Raw genomic sequence first — 18,500 nt, forward strand, 5'->3', positions numbered from 1 at the left:
TGTTGTTTATGACCAAGAGACAAAAACAACTAAAGGCTTTTGAGCAATTGTTGGATATCATGGATGAAATTCGTGAGAAATGTCCTTGGGATCAAAAACAAACCATACAGTCTTTGCGTCATTTAACCATAGAAGAGACCTACGAGTTGGGTGACGCTATTTTAAATAATGATCTGACCGAGATCAAAAAGGAGCTAGGCGACCTCATGCTTCATTTGGTTTTCTATGCTAAAATTGCTTCTGAACAAAATGCCTTTGATATATCAGATGTGTTAGAAGGAATCAATGAAAAACTGATTCATAGACATCCTCATGTATTTGGTGATGTAAAAGTTCAAAGCGAAGAAGAAGTAGCGAAAAATTGGGAGAAACTCAAACTAAAGGAAGGCAAAAAATCTATTTTAGAAGGAGTACCCCAATCTTTACCAGCTTTGGTCAAATCTTCCCGAATTCAGGATAAGGCTTCTTCTGCCGGTTTTGACTGGGAAAAATCTGAGCAGGTTTTTGAAAAAGTGAAAGAAGAAATCCTTGAATTACAAGTTGAGGTTCTTTCTGGTGATAAAATTAATACTGAAAAAGAGTTTGGTGATGTGTTATTTTCATTGGTAAACTATGCCAGATTTATTGATGTGGATCCTGAAAGCGCTTTGGAAAGGACCAATCAAAAGTTTATTAAACGCTTTCAATTTCTCGAAGAAGAAGCAAAAAAAGAAGGAAAATCACTTTCTGAAATGAGCCTTGCCGAAATGGATGTTTACTGGGAGGCATCTAAAAAGAATTTTAAATAATTCAACTTCAAAAGAAATAAGCATATATTTCTTTAGACCAGTCTTATTTTTTATTTTTAGCCTAAATTTATATTATGAAAATTGTTTTAGGCTTTGTTTTTTGTCTGTTACTCATCTCTTGTCAGAAGGTTGAAAAGAAAGATGTTGTTGAATCGATTGAAACGGTAGTAGAGGAGACCCCTTTTGCCATTGTGGTTCATGGCGGGGCAGGAACGATCAAGAAGGAGTACATGACTCCTGAACGTGAGAAAGCCTATAAAGAAAAAATGCAAGAATCTATTCAGACTGGATATAGTATTCTTGAAAAAGGAGGTACCTCATTAGATGCAATACAAGCCGCTATTAATATTTTAGAGGACTCACCTTTATTTAATGCCGGCAAGGGTTCTGTTTTTAATAGTGAAGGAAAACAAGAAATGGATGCCTCTATCATGGACGGAAAGACTTTAAATGCAGGTGCCATTGCAGGAGTTCATCATATAAAAAATCCAATCAATGCAGCACGGTTAGTAATGGATAGTATCGGTCATGTTATGCTTTCTGGAGACAGGGCAGAAGATTTTGTTAAGCCTTTTGGTATTGTCTTAGAAAATGAGGATTATTTCTACGACGAAAACAGGTACAATAGTTTACTAAAAGCCCAAGAAGAGGAAAAAGGTATTCTGCCAAAGCAGTCTGCTATGATCAATCTAGAAACATTTATTGATGAGCATAAAAAAGGAACCGTTGGAGCAGTTGCCCTAGATAAATTCGGCAACCTGGCAGCAGGAACTTCAACTGGCGGTATGACCAATAAAAAATTTGGTAGAATTGGCGATGTGCCAATTATTGGTGCCGGAACTTACGCCAACAATGCCTCTTGCGGGATTTCTTGTACAGGTTGGGGTGAATTTTTTATTAGAACCGTGGCGGCAAATCAAGTGTCAAGTTTGATGCTGTACAAAGGATTGGATATTGAAAGCGCTATGAATCAGGTTATCCATCAGGCGATAGATAGTTTGGGCGGAGATGGAGGAATGATTGGTATAGATAAAAAAGGAAAAATTGCCTGGGAATTTAACTCTGCAGGAATGTACAGAGGATATAAGACAAGCGCTTCTGAACCTTTAATTATAGAGTTTTATGAAAAGAACAAAGTGGTGGAGTAAATCTAAATCTCTTATACTCTTGCAGTTACTATTTTCATGTTTTCTTTTTGCTCAAAACAATGAAAAGGACTCTTTGATTCAGTCGGAGTATATAGAAAACTATCACCACCAACTCAATGTTCGATTAGAAATGCAAAATCAAAATGAAAAACTTAAAATTTCTTATGAAGATTCCTTTGCCAAGATCGTTCCCAATCTAACTTACCGTTATGGAATTGGATTAAACTACCGATTTGGGTCGGTTCGAATTGGCTTTAGACCCTCTGTTTCTGAGAATAGTGCAGCTAAAAAAGGAGAATCAGATGTTTTTACTTTAAAGTTCAAGTTCCTTTACAATAATTGGGCACATTATATAGATTATTTTTATTTCAAAGGTTTCTATGCCGAAAATTCACAAAATATTGATTTAGCGAGGGCAGTTAATGGAAAATATATCCAATTTCCGGATCTCAAATCGAGTTTTTTAACCGGAGAGTCATTGTATAAATTTAACCCTAATTTTTCCTTAAGAGCAATTGAAACACAAACAGAGATTCAGATTAAAAGTGCCGGTACTTTTATGGCAGGAATCGACTATACATTTTACAGTTATACCGGTGCACATACATTAATAGATAGGGAAGGAAATGAAATTAAGAGGGATGCATATAAAGATAACTCAGGTTTCTATACAGGGTTTATAGGTGGTTATTATTATACTTATGTCTATCAAAAATATTGGTATGCGAGTGGTTTTGTTCAACCCGGTGCGGGGATTGACTTTTACCGATTGAATGAATTTGATTCTGGAATAAAAGAACAGCAAAAAGGTACAGACCTCATCGTAAATTTGAAAATGGGTATAACTGCAGGGTATTCGGGTCCGAAGTATTACGGCGGAGTAAATCTATCCTCTAACGGAGCGAGAACCGCGAACAGAGATGATCTAACGATTCGAAATAATTATACCTCTGTTATGTTGTTTATAGGGTATCGCTTTAAACCACCTAAAACTGTGGTGAAATCAATGGATGAAATTGAACGATACATTCCCATACTGCAGGAAGATAAAAATTGAATTGAAGAAATGAAAGTAAAAGAAGTTATAAAAATTATTGAAGACTTTGCCCCATTGCATTATGCAGAAAGTTTTGATAATGTAGGTTTGATTGTAGGGAATGCAGAGGCAGAGGTGAAAGGTGTTTTGGTTTCCTTAGACACATTGGAAACTACCGTTGATGAGGCCATAGAGAAAAACTGTAATTTAATTGTCAGCTTCCATCCCATTATTTTTAAAGGATTAACTAAGATTGTTGGAAAGAGTTATGTAGAAAAAGTCGTCCTAAAAGCTATTAAGCACGATATTCATATCTATGCCATACACACTGCACTGGATAATCATTCGATGGGAGTTTCAGCAAAAATGGCAGAAAAATTAGGTTTAAACAAAACAAAAATTTTGATACCCAAAAGTGGTCAGATCAAAAAACTTACAACCTATGTACCTGTAAAGTATGGAGAGGAGTTGAGAAATGCACTTTTTGAAGTGGGAGCCGGGCAGATAGGAAATTATGATCATTGCAGTTTTAATTGGCAGGGAGTAGGTACTTTTAGAGGTAATGATGTATCCAATCCTGCAATAGGAGAAATAGGACAAGATCATATGGAGGAAGAAATGTGCATACAGGTTATTTTTGAACACCATTTGGAGAATAAAATTCTTCAAGCCATGAGAGAAAATCATCCATATGAAGAAGTAGCTTATGAAGTAGTAACCCTAGACAATGTTCATCAAAAGATTGGTATGGGAATAATAGGTGAGTTGGACGAAGAAAAAACGGTTCCTGATTTTTTAAATCAATTAAAAGAAACCTTTCATTTAAAGATGGTCAGACATTCTGATTCACTACAAAAAAAGATAAAAAAAGTTGCTGTTTTAGGTGGATCAGGTAGTTTTGCGATCAAGAATGCTATTTCTGCAGGAGCAGATATATATGTCACGGCGGATCTAAAATACCACGACTTTTTTCAGGCAGAAGGTAAAATTGTATTGGCCGATATTGGGCATTATGAAAGTGAACAGTTTACAAAAAATCTTTTGGTTGAGCTCTTATCAAAAAAAATCACTAATTTTGCAATCATTTTATCAGAAAATAATACAAATCCAATCAACTATTATTAGCAATGGCAAATAAAGAAGTGACTGTTGAATCTAAATTGAGAACTTTATACGACCTTCAATTAATTGATTCAAGAATTGATGAAATCGCAAACATGCGCGGTGAATTACCCTTAGAAGTGAAAGATCTTGAAGACGAGGTTGAAGGACTTAAAACGAGGTTAGAAAATCTCAATACCGACATCGAAAATCATGAAACGAGTATTGCCAATAAGAAAAATGCTATTGATGATGCAAAGGCGTTGATGAAAAAATATGAAGAGCAACAAAAAAACGTGCGAAATAATCGCGAATATGACTCTTTAACAAAAGAAATTGAATACCAAGGCCTTGAAATTCAGTTAGCTGAAAAGAAAATTGGAGAGGCTAAAGTTAAAATTGAACAGAAAAAGGAAATCATTGCTACTGCTAAAGAGCGATTGGCAGAAAAAGAGAATCACCTTAAACATAAAAAGGCAGAATTGGATGGTCTTTTGGCTGAAACAGAGAAAGAAGAAAAACTTTTGGCTAAAAAATCAATTGAATTTAGCGAACTAATCGATGAGCGTCTATTAAAAGCTTATAAGAAAATCAGGTCAAGCGTTAGAAATGGTTTGGCTGTAGTAGCTATCGATAGAGGTGCTTCAGGAGGATCTTTCTTTACAATTCCACCTCAGCGTCAGGTAGAAATTGCTTCGCGCAAAAAGATCATTACGGATGAGCATAGCGGAAGAATTTTAATAGATGCAGAATTGGCCGCTGAAGAAAAACAAAAAATAGATAATTTGATTTCTTAACATAGAGATTTGTTGTAATTTGAGCCCTCAATACCAAAAGGATTAAAGTGAGGTTAAAAAATAGAACAAAACAATATTTAAAATGGATGGTATTATGTTTACCATCCATTTTTTTATTTTTAGGATGTGCAGAGTCTAAACGTGAAAAGCAGGTAAGGTTATACGAATCCTATTGCGCCAGTTGTCATATTTTACCAAGTCCGGATGTTTTACCCAGACAGATTTGGGAAGAAAAATTGTTGCCAGATATGGCGGCAAGGATGGGAATAGTAGACAATGGATATAATCCACTAAAAGGCCTTCCTTTTAAAGAAGCTGAGTCCATTATAAAATCTGGAATATATCCGGCTGCACCAATTATGAGTAGCGAAGACTGGAGTTTGTTGAAGTCCTATATTTTGGAAATGGCACCGGATTCTCTACCTTCAATTAATGAGCCACATAGTGCTAGTACATTGCAGCAGTTTAGAGCAGTATCCATTTCATTAGATGAAAACCCTGGTAATTTTGTCACTTATTTTGAATGTAGAAATGATACAATGTGGATAGGAGATTTGCAGGGTAATTTGTTTTCTTTTATGTATGGCGATATAAAACCAAAAACGAGGCTTCAAGCGAATTCTGCTGTTGTAGATTTTTATCAGTATGATGGAAAGTCATATATCACTGCAGTTGGTAAATTAGATCCCTCAGATATTGCCTCCGGACAGATCATTTTGTTGGAGAATGATTCTTTGAGACCTGCTAAAGAGTTGTTTCATAGACCCGTTAATATGTATGTCAAAGACCTGACTGGTGACAACGAACCCGAGTTCATCATCAGTGAGTTTGGAAACCTGACCGGTCAATTGTCATTGGTAGAGCATCCTTTTGATGAGCAGTTTAAAAAAACAACCTTATTGCCGCAGCCAGGTACCATTAAGGTTGAAGTAGTTGATTTGAATCGAGATAATAGACTAGATATTGTTGCGCTTACTTCGCAAGGAGATGAAACAATTACGGTGCTATATCAACAAGAGGATCATTCTTTTATTCCTGAAAAGGTACTTCGGTTTAGTCCGATTTACGGCAGTAGTTGGTTTGAACTGATAGATTATGATAAAGATGGTGATTTAGATATTGTTACCGTGAATGGAGACAATGCTGATAAAACTTTTGTACATAAACCCTATCACGGATTGAGGATTCACCTCAATGATGGAAATAATCATTTTGAAGAAAAATATTTTTATCCACTCAATGGCGCCACAAGGTTCACTGTAGACGATTTTGATCAAGACGGTGATTTTGATTTTGGAATCATTTCCACTTTTCCTGATTACGAAAAATATCCTGAATATTCTTTTGTATACCTGGAAAATACGGATAGCAATACATTTACTTTTTCACCTGCGATTATCCAAGAATCAATAGATAGCAGGTGGTTCCTGTTAGACAAAGGAGATATTGATAAAGATGGAGATCTAGATATTATATTAAGCTCTTTTACCTATACATTTACGCCTGTACCCAAAAATATGACAGACCATTGGAGAGAGAAAAACACAGATCTTTTAATTCTTGAAAATAAATTATTCTAAAAAGCAATTTCTAGTAATAACCATAAAATGGGAATTCCTTCAATCCAGAATGAGATAAAGAAGGGCTTGCTGTCAATTCTGCTTTTTTCTAAAAGTATGATTGCTAGAATTGCTATTGATAGAATTAAGATGGGTTGTCTGAAATCATTTGATTTGAAAAATTCAAGCACAACAAAAAAAAGTAGCGCAATTTGACCAATTCTTTTTGATGTTGTAACGCCAAAAAAAGAGGGTATGGTTCTAATCTTTTCATTATCAATATGTAAATCTCTAATATCGAATGGAATTGTTATCGAAAATACAAATAATACCCGTTGAAAAAAAATGATCCAAACAATGCAATTGAGCTCAAATCCTTCTTGTATTAATGGGAAAATGACTGTCACTACAGCCCATATCAAGGCGATTGTTACTATTTTAATTCCTGAAACCTCCCGAAGTGAGAATCCGTATTTTCCTGATATTTTTGACACATAGAAATAGGTGATTATGGCAGAGGGGATTAGAATCAAAAACGCATTTAGTCTTAAATGAAAGGATATAGTTACCACCAGAACAGCACAGAAAAGATTGACAAAAAATAAGGACCTCCGATGATGATCCATCCAATTTTGGTATGTAATTTCTAATTCGCTTTTTCTTTTTATTCGAATAAAATGGTACGCTAATATGGTGCTAGCGATGACGAAAATAATGAGTTTTAGATTGCTTAATTCAAAATTTTGTAAAGTAATCCATGCTAGACTTCCGGCAGAAATTCCCACATGAATATTTGAACGAATATAAAAGTCAAGTATGTTTTTTGTCTGAGTCAATGGCTATTTTAATGATCTAAGCAAAGTTCAATTCTTTTTTTAATCACACAATGTAAAACAGTTGCATTAATTTTTATGTTAAAAAAGTGAATTAAATAGAAGCTTTTTAATGTGTTTATTAGAAGAATTTCAGTAAATGAAATATGATGTTTAGATAAAAATATTTTGATTGATTAGACTGTTAAATTTGTCAAAATTAAATGATATTCAGGTGAATAAAGAGCGCACAAATATTTATTTTTGCACTTCAAATAAAACGACATATGCAAACAGATTCATTTGTTTTACGCCACATTGGTCCTAATGAGGAGCAGACAAAAGAAATGCTAGAAACCATTGGTGTTGAAAGTCTTTCTGAATTAATCAATAAAACCATTCCTGCTGATATAAGACTTTCACAAGCATTGAATTTGCCTGAGGGGATTTCTGAAAATGAGTTTTCATCTCATATTAGAGAATTAGGAAATAAAAATAAATTGTATAAATCTTATATTGGTTTAGGTTACCATCCTACATCTCTTCCTGCGGTTATTCAAAGAAATATCTTTGAAAATCCAAGTTGGTATACATCCTATACCCCTTATCAGGCAGAAATATCTCAGGGTAGGCTGGAAGCACTTCTTAATTTTCAAACAGTTATTTCTGATTTAACCGGTTTGCCTATTGCTAATTCGTCTTTACTAGACGAGGGGACCGCTGCGGGTGAAGCGATGTTGATGCTGTATAGTGGTAGAACGCGTGAACAAAAAAGGAGCAATGCGCTTAAATTTTTTGTGTCAGAAGAAATTTTACCACAAACACTGGATATATTAAAAACGAGATCTACCCCTTTACATATTGAACTTGTTGTAGGGAATCACGAAAAAATAGAATTTGATTCATCTTATTTTGGTGCTATTGTACAGTACCCTGCAAAACACGGGATGATTTATGATTACACTGAGTTTATAAAAAATGCTCACCAGAAGGATATAAAAGTAGTGGTAGCAGCGGATTTATTGAGCCTTACCATGCTTAAATCTCCAGGCGAAATGGGAGCTGATGTCGCTGTAGGTACCAGTCAACGTTTTGGAATTCCATTAGGCTTCGGTGGCCCTCATGCAGGTTTCTTCGCTACCATAGACGAATTCAAAAGAAATATACCAGGGCGAATTATTGGTGTTACCATTGATATGGATGGGAATCGTGCATTGAGAATGGCACTTCAGACTAGAGAGCAACATATCAAAAGAGAAAAAGCTACTTCAAATATTTGTACAGCGCAGGTATTATTGGCTGTGATGGCTGGGATGTATGCTGTTTATCACGGACCCAAGGGGATTGAGTATATCGCAAAAAAAATTCATTCCTTGACAAACAGTTTGAATGAAGCGCTTTCTAAATTAGGGTTGAAACAAGAAAATGAGTACTTCTTTGATACACTTTGTATCAAAGTGAGTAGTACGGTTAAGGTAAAAGAAATTGCAGAAGAAAATGGTGTGAACTTCAATTATATTGATGAAAACACTTTGAGTATATCTATTAATGAAAATACGGATTTACAAGATATCAATCAGGTAATCTCTATCTTGGCACATGCAGAAAATATTTATGATTTTGCCGTAAATGATTGTCCTGTAAAAGTGACACTTCCTGACAATTTAATAAGAAATTCATCTTTTTTGGAGAATGAGGTTTTTAATACCTATCATTCAGAAACGGAAATGATGCGCTATATCAAAAGGTTAGAACGCAAAGATATTTCCTTGACAGATTCAATGATTTCATTGGGTTCTTGTACTATGAAGTTAAACGCTGCCACAGAAATGTTGCCTTTAAGTATGCCCAATTGGAATGCTATTCATCCATTTGTACCTGTAGATCAAGCGAATGGCTATAGAGAAATGTTACTGGCTTTAGAAAAACAATTGAATGTAATCACCGGTTTTGCTGCAACTTCTTTACAACCAAACAGTGGTGCACAAGGTGAATATGCCGGCTTAATGGTGATCAGAGCTTATCATGAATCAAGGGGAGATTCTCATAGAAATATTTGTTTAATTCCTGCGTCGGCTCACGGAACAAATCCTGCTTCTGCGGTGATGGCCGGTATGGAAGTTGTTGTCACTAAGACATCTGAAAACGGAAATATAGATCTTGAAGATCTCAAGCTAAAAGCAGAAAAGTATAAAGATAATTTGGCTGCCCTTATGGTGACCTATCCATCTACCCATGGTGTATTTGAATCTGAAATTAGACAAATTACGGCAATGATCCACGAAAATGGCGGACAGGTTTATATGGATGGGGCAAATATGAATGCTCAGGTTGGGTTAACTAATCCTGCACGTATTGGGGCGGATGTTTGCCACTTAAATTTACATAAAACGTTTGCTATACCTCACGGAGGTGGTGGTCCTGGCGTTGGTCCAATTTGTGTGGCAGCCCATTTGGCAGAATTTTTACCTTCGAATCCAATTGTCAAGACTGGCGGTAAGAATGCGATAACTGCTATTTCATCTGCACCTTTTGGTTCTGCTCTGGTTGACTTAATCTCTTACGGATATATCAAAATGTTAGGAAGAGATGGTTTGCAGAGAGCAACAGAAACAGCGATATTAAATGCAAATTATTTAAAAGCTCGGTTAGAAAAATATTATCCTATTTTGTACACGGGTGAAAATGGATTTGCCGCACATGAAATGATTATAGATTTAAGACAATTCAAAGAAAAGGGAATTGAAGTGACCGATGTAGCCAAACGTTTAATGGATTTCGGTTTTCATGCCCCAACTGTTTCTTTTCCTGTTGCAGGTACTTTGATGATTGAGCCTACCGAGAGCGAGAATAAAATGGAGCTGGATAAATTTGTTGCCTCAATGATTCAGATTAGAAAAGAAATCGATGACTATGAGGAAGGTGATTCTGTTTTGAAAAATGCACCACATACGCTTCAAATGATTACGTCAGATGAATGGCCTTACAGTTATTCGAGAAAAGAAGCAGCTTATCCGCTTGACTTTGTTTCTCTAAATAAATATTGGCCAAGAGTGAGAAGAGCAAATGAGGCCCATGGCGATAGAAATTTAATCTGTACTTGTAATCCTATAGAGGACTATATGGAGGAAACAGTTTAACAAAAATATATTGATTTTTAAAAGCGAGGAAACTCGCTTTTTTTATGAATTTTAGCGGAATAACTGTTTGTTGGTTGTTCTAATCGTAACAGATATGATTGATTTTAAGAAATTTAGAACTTTTTTGAGTAATTCTTTAAACAAAATAAAATAATTGGACCTAACATTTATAAAATTTTGGCAAATTTTATATTTTGATTAGGGTGAAAATTGTATTTTTGCATCTCTTTTAAAACACTTACATCTGATGAAGAAAATAACAAAAGAAACTTATATCAATTGGTATAAAGACATGCTTTTTTGGAGGAAATTTGAAGATAAATTAGCAGCAGTTTATATCCAACAAAAGGTAAGAGGGTTTTTGCATTTATATAACGGTCAAGAAGCGGTTTTGGCCGGAGCCTTGCATGTAATGGATTTGTCAAAAGATAAAATGATTACCGCTTATAGAAATCACGTTCAACCTATCGGTATGGGCGTAGATCCTAAAAGAATTATGGCTGAGCTGTATGGTAAAGCAACAGGTACTTCATATGGTATGGGAGGTTCTATGCATATTTTCTCAAAAGAAAAAGGGTTTTATGGTGGTCACGGTATAGTTGGAGGGCAAATTCCACTAGGTGCGGGAATTGCCTTTGCTGATAAATATTTTGGTAGAGATGGAGTGACAATTACTTATTTTGGTGACGGTGCTGCTCGCCAAGGCTCATTACATGAAACGTTTAACATGGCAATGGCCTGGAAACTTCCTGTTGTATTTGTTGTAGAAAACAATGGTTATGCCATGGGTACTTCAGTAAGCAGAACTGCTAACCACCCTGATATTTGGAAATTAGGTTTGGCCTATGAAATGCCAAGTGAACCTGTTGACGGTATGAATCCTGTAAAAGTGGCAGAAGCGATGGATAAAGCTATTTCTCATGCGAGAAAAGGAAATGGCCCAAGTTTCTTAGAAATGAAAACTTATCGTTATCGCGGACACTCTATGAGTGATGCGCAGAAATATCGTACAAAAGACGAAGTTGCAGAATACAAAAAGATAGATCCAATTACACAGGTTTTAGATGTTATTAAAGAGAAAAAATACCTGACAGATAAGGAAATCAAAGCAATTGATGACGAAGTGAGAGATTTAGTCAATGAATGTGAAAAATTTGCTGAGGAATCTCCCTATCCCGAAAAGCAACAAATGTATGATATGGTTTATGAGCAAAAGGATTATCCTTTTTTGAAACATAGACTCTAACAATATAGCTAAGCAGATCAAAATAATTAAGAAAATTCAATTATGGCCGAAATTATAACCATGCCCCGTTTAAGCGATACAATGACCGAAGGAGTTGTTGCAAAATGGCTTAAAAAAGTGGGTGATAAAGTAAGTGAAGGAGATATCTTAGCCGAAATAGAAACGGATAAAGCAACGATGGAATTTGAATCTTTCCATAATGGTGAGTTACTATATATAGGAATAGAGGAAGGAAAAACTGCTCCGGTCGATTCAATTATCGCTATTATTGGGGAATCAGGTGAAGAGTATAAATCACTTTTGGAACAGAAGATAGTAGAAGAAGAAAAGAAGGAAGAAGAAAGAGCTGAAGCTCCGGTAGAGGTGGTTATAGAAGAAGAGGCTATTCAAGTAGAAACTCCAGAGGGTGTTGAGGTAATTACCATGCCAAAGCTGAGTGATACCATGACTGAAGGCACCGTGGCTAAGTGGTTAAAGAAAGTTGGAGATAAAGTTTCTGAAGGAGATATTTTGGCCGAGATCGAATCAGACAAAGCGACAATGGAGTTTGAATCATTCTATCAAGGTTCATTATTGTATATTGGTATTTCCGAAGGTGAATCGGCTAAGGTAGATAGTGTTTTAGCTGTTATTGGTAAGGAAGGTACGGATATTAGTGGATTGATCGAATCTTTTAAACGTCCTGCTGCAACAAGCGTGAAACCAAAAGCGCAAAAAGAAAACTCAAAATCAACTTCGGATAAAGTTATTTCAAGTACTCAGCTAAGCCCGGTAGAAATGCAAACTGTGGTTAAGAAGGAATCTAATGGTAGAGTTGTTGCTTCTCCTTTGGCGAAAAAATTAGCCCTAGAAAAAAATATCAATCTCGAAAGAGTACAAGGTAGTGGCGAAGGTGGTCGAATTATTAAAAGAGATGTAGAGAATTATGTCGAGACAGGTTCTCCGGTATCCAACAAACCATTTGTTCCAAGAGGGCAGGAGAGTTTTGAAGAAATTACCAATTCTCAAATGCGTAAGGTAATCGCCAGAAGATTAGCAGAATCTAAATTTACGGCACCGCATTATTATTTGAATGTAGAATTTGATATGGATAATGCCATTTCATTTAGAAATCAGTACAACTCATTGCCTGATACCAAAATCTCATTTAATGATATTGTAATTAAGGCGACAGCGATGGCTTTAAAACAACATCCGCAAGTAAATTCTCAGTGGTTTGATGATAGAATGAAGATTAATCACCACGTACATATTGGTGTGGCTGTAGCCGTAGAAGATGGCCTTTTAGTGCCTGTTTTGAAATTTGCAGATGAACAATCATTAACTCAAATAGGATCTTCTGTAAAAGACTTTGCGGGAAGAGCAAGAAATAAGAAGCTCGCTCCGAATGAGATGGAAGGAAGTACTTTCACAATTTCGAATTTGGGTATGTTTGGTATCACAGATTTTACTTCCATCATAAATCAGCCTAATTCGGCAATTCTTTCTGTAGGTGCTATTGTAGAAAAACCTGTAGTAAAAGAAGGAAAAATAGTAGTGGGTAATACGATGAAGTTAACTTTGGCCTGTGATCACAGAACGGTAGATGGGGCAACGGGCGCATTGTTTTTACAAACACTTAAAGGATATATTGAAAACCCAATTACAATGTTATTGTGATGAAGTATAATTTTCAATAAAAAAAGCCTGACAATTTTGTCAGGCTTTTTTTTATGAGTTAAGTATTTATAATCATTTCTGTTTTAGTTCGAGACATTTTTCAAACTTAAACCATCGTAGGCAAGTATAAATATGCCATGATTTTCGATACCACCACTTGGATTGTTGGCATAATTAAATTTATTCCAAATCCTTTCAGAATATCCTTGGTCTTTTATTTCTAAAAAGTCTTCAGATAATCTGACCAATAAGTCGTATGTGATGTCAAAACCTTTAATGCTAAATTCGGTCGGTAGTCCTTTATATTTTTCCAGGTATTTTTTAGAAAATATTTTAAACAAGCCGTCATCGTAATTTTGATAGGCATAGGATGGGTAATGAAATTTAATTCTTGCTAACTTTTTATTGTCTATTTTCTCATATACTTTCCCTTTATCAAAAGCAAAAAAAGTAAGATTGATTTCTTCAGGCAATACGCCAATGTTTTGAACAACATCTGCAGTTAATACTTCATTTTGCGTTACTAAGACAAACCAAACTTCTTCTTCTGGAACTATGCCTTCCTTCAATCTCTGGCTCGTAATATATCCTTTTTGAGATTGAATTATCTTTATTTTATCCTGAGGAATTTTACCGCGAAGTTGATTAACAACATAATTCAAATGCTCTGTATTGGTTTCATCATGAATTAAAACTACTTTTTGCCCCGAATATTTTTGTTTGATAAAATCGATCATTTCCTTTTCAAACTGTTCAATTTGCGGAGTGGCTTGAATGAGGTGCGAATTTTTTATATGTGCATGACTTTTTTCTGACAAAGGAGATGCCAACCAAACACTGTCACCATTCATCTCATTGGCAACGGCCTCCATAACATTCAGATACATGGGGCCAATTAATAGGTCAAAACTTTTCAAATTATTTCTCTCTACAATTTTTTTGCTCACAGGTACACTCTTTTCTGTATCAAATGCAAAGGCCTCAATGTTCATTCCTTTACTTTTAAGAGAATCTAAGGCAAGTAATGCACCGAAATAAAAATCGGTCGTGGCATTCATCAATCGGTCTGTTTCAAAGCTCAGACTATCTTTTTTATGCATAAAAGGGAATAAAAAGGCAATTTTCTTCTTTTTTCCATTTAAATCAGGTTCTACAAACTGATTGCTATTGACCACACGGGTCATGGGCGTAATTTTAATCAGGATGCCTTCTTTTAAGCCCTCAGCCAACTCTGGATTTTCATTTAATAATGTTGCTTGCGGAATACCATAAAGTTTAGAAATGCTGAAAATAGTTTCTCCTTTTTTCACTTCATGAACTGCAAAACCATCTATATCATCACCTTGTAAACTGGACGGTATATAAATGATGTCGTCTATTTTTAGCCCATCGACAATATTTGGATTGAGTTTTTCTAATTCCTCTATACTTATATTGTTCTGTTTGGCGATACTAAACTTTGTATCTTTTGGTCTCACTAAATAAGGCTTAGAACTTTCTACAGCAACTGGGTTCTCTACTTTTGCTAAAGGAATTTTTAAAATTTGCCCAATTTGCAATCCTTCTGAAATAAGAAAAGGATTGTTGTTTTTTAAAGAACTTGTCGATATTTTAAACTGACTACTTATACCGTAGAGGGTTTCTTTGGGTAAAACCTCATGATAGACAAAACCATCAACTACAATGTCTTTTTGCGTAACTACCTCTGTGTCAAAATTCCGCACATCTTTTTGGGCATTGTAGGCCTTATTCGGCACAACCAGTACCTGATTTGTGACGAGTTTACCCGTTACATCAGGATTTAGATTTAATATCTCAGCTTTATCTATACCCAACGTTTTGGAAATACTTTCAATAGATTCTCCGTTCTTTACCTTATAGGTTGTAAACTTTTTCTGTTGTGCAAAAAGGGTACTCGTTAAGAGGGTAAAAAGAAGAATGATGCGAAAAAATTTCATATTTGACTTTAAGATTTAAATTGGTTTATTATTCCCATTCAATAGTGGCAGGTGGTTTTGAGCTGATATCATAGACTACTCTATTTACACCTTTCACCTGATTAATTATTTTATTTGATGTTTCTTGCAAGAATTTATAAGGTAAATCTACCCAGTCTGCTGTCATACCATCAGTTGAGCTAACTGCGCGCAAGGCAACCACTTTTTCATAAGTTCTTTCATCTCCCATCACACCTACCGAATTTACAGGCAACAAAATCGCTCCAGCTTGCCATACATCGTTGTATAACCCCCATTTTTTTAAACCCTCTATAAAAATAAAATCGACTTCTTGCAAAATTCGAACTTTTTCAGCAGTGATATCGCCTAAGATTCTTATGGCCAAACCTGGGCCTGGGAAGGGATGTCTCCCTAACAATTCATCATCAATACCCATGGATCTACCTACTCTTCGCACCTCATCTTTAAAAAGCATACGAAGTGGTTCCACAATTTTTAATTTCATGAAGTCCGGCAGTCCACCTACATTATGATGAGATTTAATTGTCGCCGATGGGCCTTTAACAGAAACAGACTCAATCACATCTGGGTAAATGGTTCCTTGTCCTAACCATGTTACATTTTCTATCCGATGGGCTTCATCGTCAAAAACATCAATAAACGTATTTCCAATGGCCTTTCTTTTTTCTTCAGGATCTGATTTTCCTTTAAGTTTATCTAAAAATCTATCACCAGCATCCACACCTTTTACATTTAGGCCCATATGCTTGTATTGGTCTAAAACATTTTCAAATTCGTGCTTGCGCAATAAACCGTTATTTACAAAAATACAATAGAGATTATCTCCAATGGCCTTATCTAACAAAACGGCTGCAACGGTTGAGTCGACGCCGCCACTCAAACCTAAAACAACTTTGTCATTACCAAGTTTTTCTTTTAACTCAGCAACCGTCGATTCTACAAACGAATCAGGTGTCCAGTCTTGTTCAACTTTAGCGATGCTTACCAAAAAGTTTTTTAGCAATTTCATACCGTCACTGCTGTGATAAACTTCCGGATGAAACTGTATGGCATAGGTTGTTTCTCCATCAATTTTATAAGCAGCATTGAGTACATCATGTGTACTTGCGATCTTTTGAAAATGATTTGGCAAAGAAGTAATGGTATCACCATGACTCATCCAAACTTGAGAACCTTCGTGAATATCTTCAAAAAGGGTTTCATTTTCTTTAATATAGGACAAGTTGGCACGTCCGTATTCTCTCACTTTTGAGGGTTCCACTTTTCCACCAAAATTCTGTGCCATATACTGCGCTCCATAGCAGACGCCCAATAAGGGAATTTTACCTTTGATTTGTGACAGATCAGGATGTGGCGCATCTTCTTGATGCACAGAAAAAGGACTTCCAGATAATATAACCGCTTTAAAATCGGCTACATCTTCGGGAATATGGTTGTAAGGAAAAATTTCACAGAAAATGTTGAGTTCTCTCACTCTACGTGCTATCAGTTGTGTATACTGAGAGCCAAAATCTAAAATAAGTACTTTGTGTTGCATCCGCAAAAATAATATTTAATAATTAAAAACAGAGATAAATAGAATTCCTTTTACGGATAAAATGAATACCTAATATTATGTGATTTTTAGAGTAAATATTTTGATTTTTTGTTCATGATGGATTTAATTAAATTATTGATTATCTTCGAATAGTAAACAAAAACCAATGTAAAATATAAATTTATCAACTTAACCTATCCAATCTATTATGAAAAATTATGGCATTATTTGTCTTTTTGTTTTCTTGTTTTCCTCTACTAATTATTTGCTGGCACAGGAAAATGAACAATTAAAAGAGGAAGAACTTCACAACTCAAAATTTGAAAAGTATCATAAAGAGGAAGAAGAATCCAAACATTCTGTTTCTTTTGTTATGGGACATGCCCATATCAGTACCGCGGTAAAAGATGGAAAAGATAATGAATGGATTACTATTCCTTCTTTTGGTTTGCATTATAATTATGCTATTAATGAAAAATGGGGTTTAGGCATCCATTCTGAACTACTCTTGGAAGTTTTTGAAATAGCTGCCCCAAGAAGCTTGGAGGATGTGGAAGAACTATCCATTGAAACGATAGAAAGAAATAAACCATTTTCTTTGGCATTAATGGGCATGTATGAAGTTCATCATCATTTGATTTTATTATTTGGAGCTGGAGGTGAATTTTCAAGTGAAGAAAACTTTGCGCTCATACGCTTGGGGGTGGATGTTCCTATTATAGAAAAGTTTGGATGGGAAGCATTTGCCACTGCTAATTTTGATTTTAACATCGATGCCTATAATAGTTTTAATTTAGGTTTGGGCATTGCAAAACTCTTTTAGAGAATAAATTATGAGGCATACTAGTAAATTAATTTTGATCTTATTTTTAGTGGGCTTTGGTTTAAGAGCCCAGGAAGGAACTTCCCGATCTGCAGAAGAAATGGCAATGGCATTGGCAAATCCTGTGGCATCATTAATCAGTGTACCGTTTCAGAATAATTTTGATTTTGGATTGGGACCCGATGGTGATGGATCTCGATATAACCTCAATATTCAACCGGTAATTCCAATTTCGTTAAATGAAAATTGGAACATGATCAGTAGGACGATTGTACCCATAATTTCTCAAAATGATGTTTTTTATGATGGCTCAAGTGAGACAGGATTAGGTGATATCGCACAAAGTGTTTTCTTTTCTCCAAAAGCTCCAACCAAAGGTGGTTTAATTTGGGGGGCTGGACCTATATTTTTGTTGCCAACGGCTACTGAGAATCGTTTGGGAGCTGATAAATGGGCTGTTGGACCAAACGCTGTTGTTTTAAAAATTGCAGGACCCTGGACATATGGTGGTTTGGCAAATCATATGTGGGATTTTGCAGGGAGCGGTGATACAAATATCAATACGAGCTTTTTTCAACCTTTTGTTACCTTTGCAACGCCTCAGGGCGCTTCATATACCATAGCATCAGAAAATTCTCAAAACTGGAGTAATGATATTTTTGGAGGTTTTATCGGAGCGTATTATGCAAAAGTAGTTAATGTTGGTAAACAGATGTTACAAGTAGGTGGCGGACCAAAAGTATATTATGGTAACAATTCCTTTAATCCAGATTGGGGAATAAGGTTAAATGTAATAGCTTTGTTCCCTCAATAATACCTTTTTCGTTTGTTCGGTACATTTGTTTCCGTTAAATTCTGATAAATTAGATTGTAAA

General features: G+C 35.4%; 14 protein-coding genes. 11 read left to right on the forward strand and 3 right to left on the reverse strand.

All coding sequences use genetic code 11. The features are described from left to right. Positions 1 to 8: 8 nt before the first annotated feature. The 6 genes from mazG (at position 9) to ACFQ39_RS08955 (ending at position 6,450) form a co-directional block, all read left to right on the forward strand. Positions 9 to 788 carry a nucleoside triphosphate pyrophosphohydrolase gene (gene mazG / locus ACFQ39_RS08930; RefSeq protein ID WP_377178195.1) on the forward strand — a complete coding sequence of 260 codons (780 nt, stop codon included), beginning with the start codon at positions 9 to 11 and terminating at the stop codon, positions 786 to 788. 74 nt (positions 789 to 862) lie between these two features. After that, positions 863 to 1,936, forward strand: a complete 1,074-nt coding sequence (locus tag ACFQ39_RS08935; RefSeq protein WP_377178197.1) for an isoaspartyl peptidase/L-asparaginase family protein — start codon at positions 863 to 865, stop codon at positions 1,934 to 1,936. Further along, positions 1,911 to 2,993: a DUF4421 family protein gene (locus ACFQ39_RS08940; RefSeq protein WP_377178199.1), complete on the forward strand. Its 1,083-nt coding sequence runs from the start codon at positions 1,911 to 1,913 to the stop codon at positions 2,991 to 2,993. Before ACFQ39_RS08935 ends, ACFQ39_RS08940 begins: the two co-directional genes overlap by 26 nt. 9 nt (positions 2,994 to 3,002) lie before the next feature. After that, entirely contained in the window at positions 3,003 to 4,097 is a 1,095-nt protein-coding gene (locus ACFQ39_RS08945; RefSeq protein WP_377178201.1) for a Nif3-like dinuclear metal center hexameric protein, read from the forward strand. A gap of 2 nt (positions 4,098 to 4,099) precedes the next feature. Next, the gene (locus tag ACFQ39_RS08950) at positions 4,100 to 4,870 is read left to right on the forward strand and encodes a zinc ribbon domain-containing protein (RefSeq protein WP_377178203.1); all 771 of its coding nucleotides are present in this window, start codon (positions 4,100 to 4,102) and stop codon (positions 4,868 to 4,870) included. 86 nt (positions 4,871 to 4,956) lie between these two features. Continuing rightward, positions 4,957 to 6,450, forward strand: coding sequence for an FG-GAP repeat domain-containing protein (locus ACFQ39_RS08955; protein WP_377178205.1), 1,494 nt, complete (start codon positions 4,957 to 4,959; stop codon positions 6,448 to 6,450). Here ACFQ39_RS08955 and ACFQ39_RS08960 read toward each other — a convergent pair. Beyond that, positions 6,447 to 7,265 carry a hypothetical protein gene (locus ACFQ39_RS08960; RefSeq protein ID WP_377178207.1) on the reverse strand — a complete coding sequence of 273 codons (819 nt, stop codon included), beginning with the start codon at positions 7,263 to 7,265 and terminating at the stop codon, positions 6,447 to 6,449. The two genes, ACFQ39_RS08955 and ACFQ39_RS08960, sit on opposite strands and share 4 nt — an antisense overlap. A gap of 263 nt (positions 7,266 to 7,528) precedes the next feature. Between ACFQ39_RS08960 and gcvP the strand changes: the two genes are divergently transcribed. The 3 genes from gcvP (at position 7,529) to ACFQ39_RS08975 (ending at position 13,286) form a co-directional block, all read left to right on the forward strand. Continuing rightward, complete coding sequence (gene gcvP, locus ACFQ39_RS08965) at positions 7,529 to 10,381, forward strand: aminomethyl-transferring glycine dehydrogenase (protein ID WP_377178209.1); 2,853 nt, start codon at positions 7,529 to 7,531, stop codon at positions 10,379 to 10,381. 247 nt (positions 10,382 to 10,628) lie between these two features. Next, the gene (gene pdhA, locus ACFQ39_RS08970; protein WP_377178211.1) at positions 10,629 to 11,627 is read left to right on the forward strand and encodes a pyruvate dehydrogenase (acetyl-transferring) E1 component subunit alpha; all 999 of its coding nucleotides are present in this window, start codon (positions 10,629 to 10,631) and stop codon (positions 11,625 to 11,627) included. A 42-nt stretch (positions 11,628 to 11,669) separates the two neighbouring features. Then, positions 11,670 to 13,286: a pyruvate dehydrogenase complex dihydrolipoamide acetyltransferase gene (locus ACFQ39_RS08975; RefSeq protein ID WP_377178213.1), complete on the forward strand. Its 1,617-nt coding sequence runs from the start codon at positions 11,670 to 11,672 to the stop codon at positions 13,284 to 13,286. An 83-nt stretch (positions 13,287 to 13,369) separates the two neighbouring features. On the opposite strand, the gene ACFQ39_RS08980 is transcribed toward ACFQ39_RS08975, so the two are convergent. Then, positions 13,370 to 15,244, reverse strand: a complete 1,875-nt coding sequence (locus ACFQ39_RS08980) for a LysM peptidoglycan-binding domain-containing protein (RefSeq protein WP_377178215.1) — start codon at positions 15,242 to 15,244, stop codon at positions 13,370 to 13,372. 28 nt (positions 15,245 to 15,272) lie between these two features. Next, positions 15,273 to 16,802, reverse strand: a complete 1,530-nt coding sequence (gene guaA, locus ACFQ39_RS08985; protein WP_377178217.1) for a glutamine-hydrolyzing GMP synthase — start codon at positions 16,800 to 16,802, stop codon at positions 15,273 to 15,275. A 208-nt stretch (positions 16,803 to 17,010) separates the two neighbouring features. Here guaA and ACFQ39_RS08990 point away from each other — a divergent pair, with 208 nt between their 5' ends. Next, entirely contained in the window at positions 17,011 to 17,625 is a 615-nt protein-coding gene (locus ACFQ39_RS08990; RefSeq protein ID WP_377178219.1) for a hypothetical protein, read from the forward strand. A gap of 10 nt (positions 17,626 to 17,635) precedes the next feature. Then, positions 17,636 to 18,439, forward strand: coding sequence for a hypothetical protein (locus tag ACFQ39_RS08995; protein ID WP_377178221.1), 804 nt, complete (start codon positions 17,636 to 17,638; stop codon positions 18,437 to 18,439). Positions 18,440 to 18,500 lie beyond the last annotated feature (61 nt).

The sequence above is a fragment of the Namhaeicola litoreus genome, from assembly GCF_042679565.1.
Lineage (GTDB): Bacteria > Bacteroidota > Bacteroidia > Flavobacteriales > Flavobacteriaceae > Namhaeicola > Namhaeicola litoreus.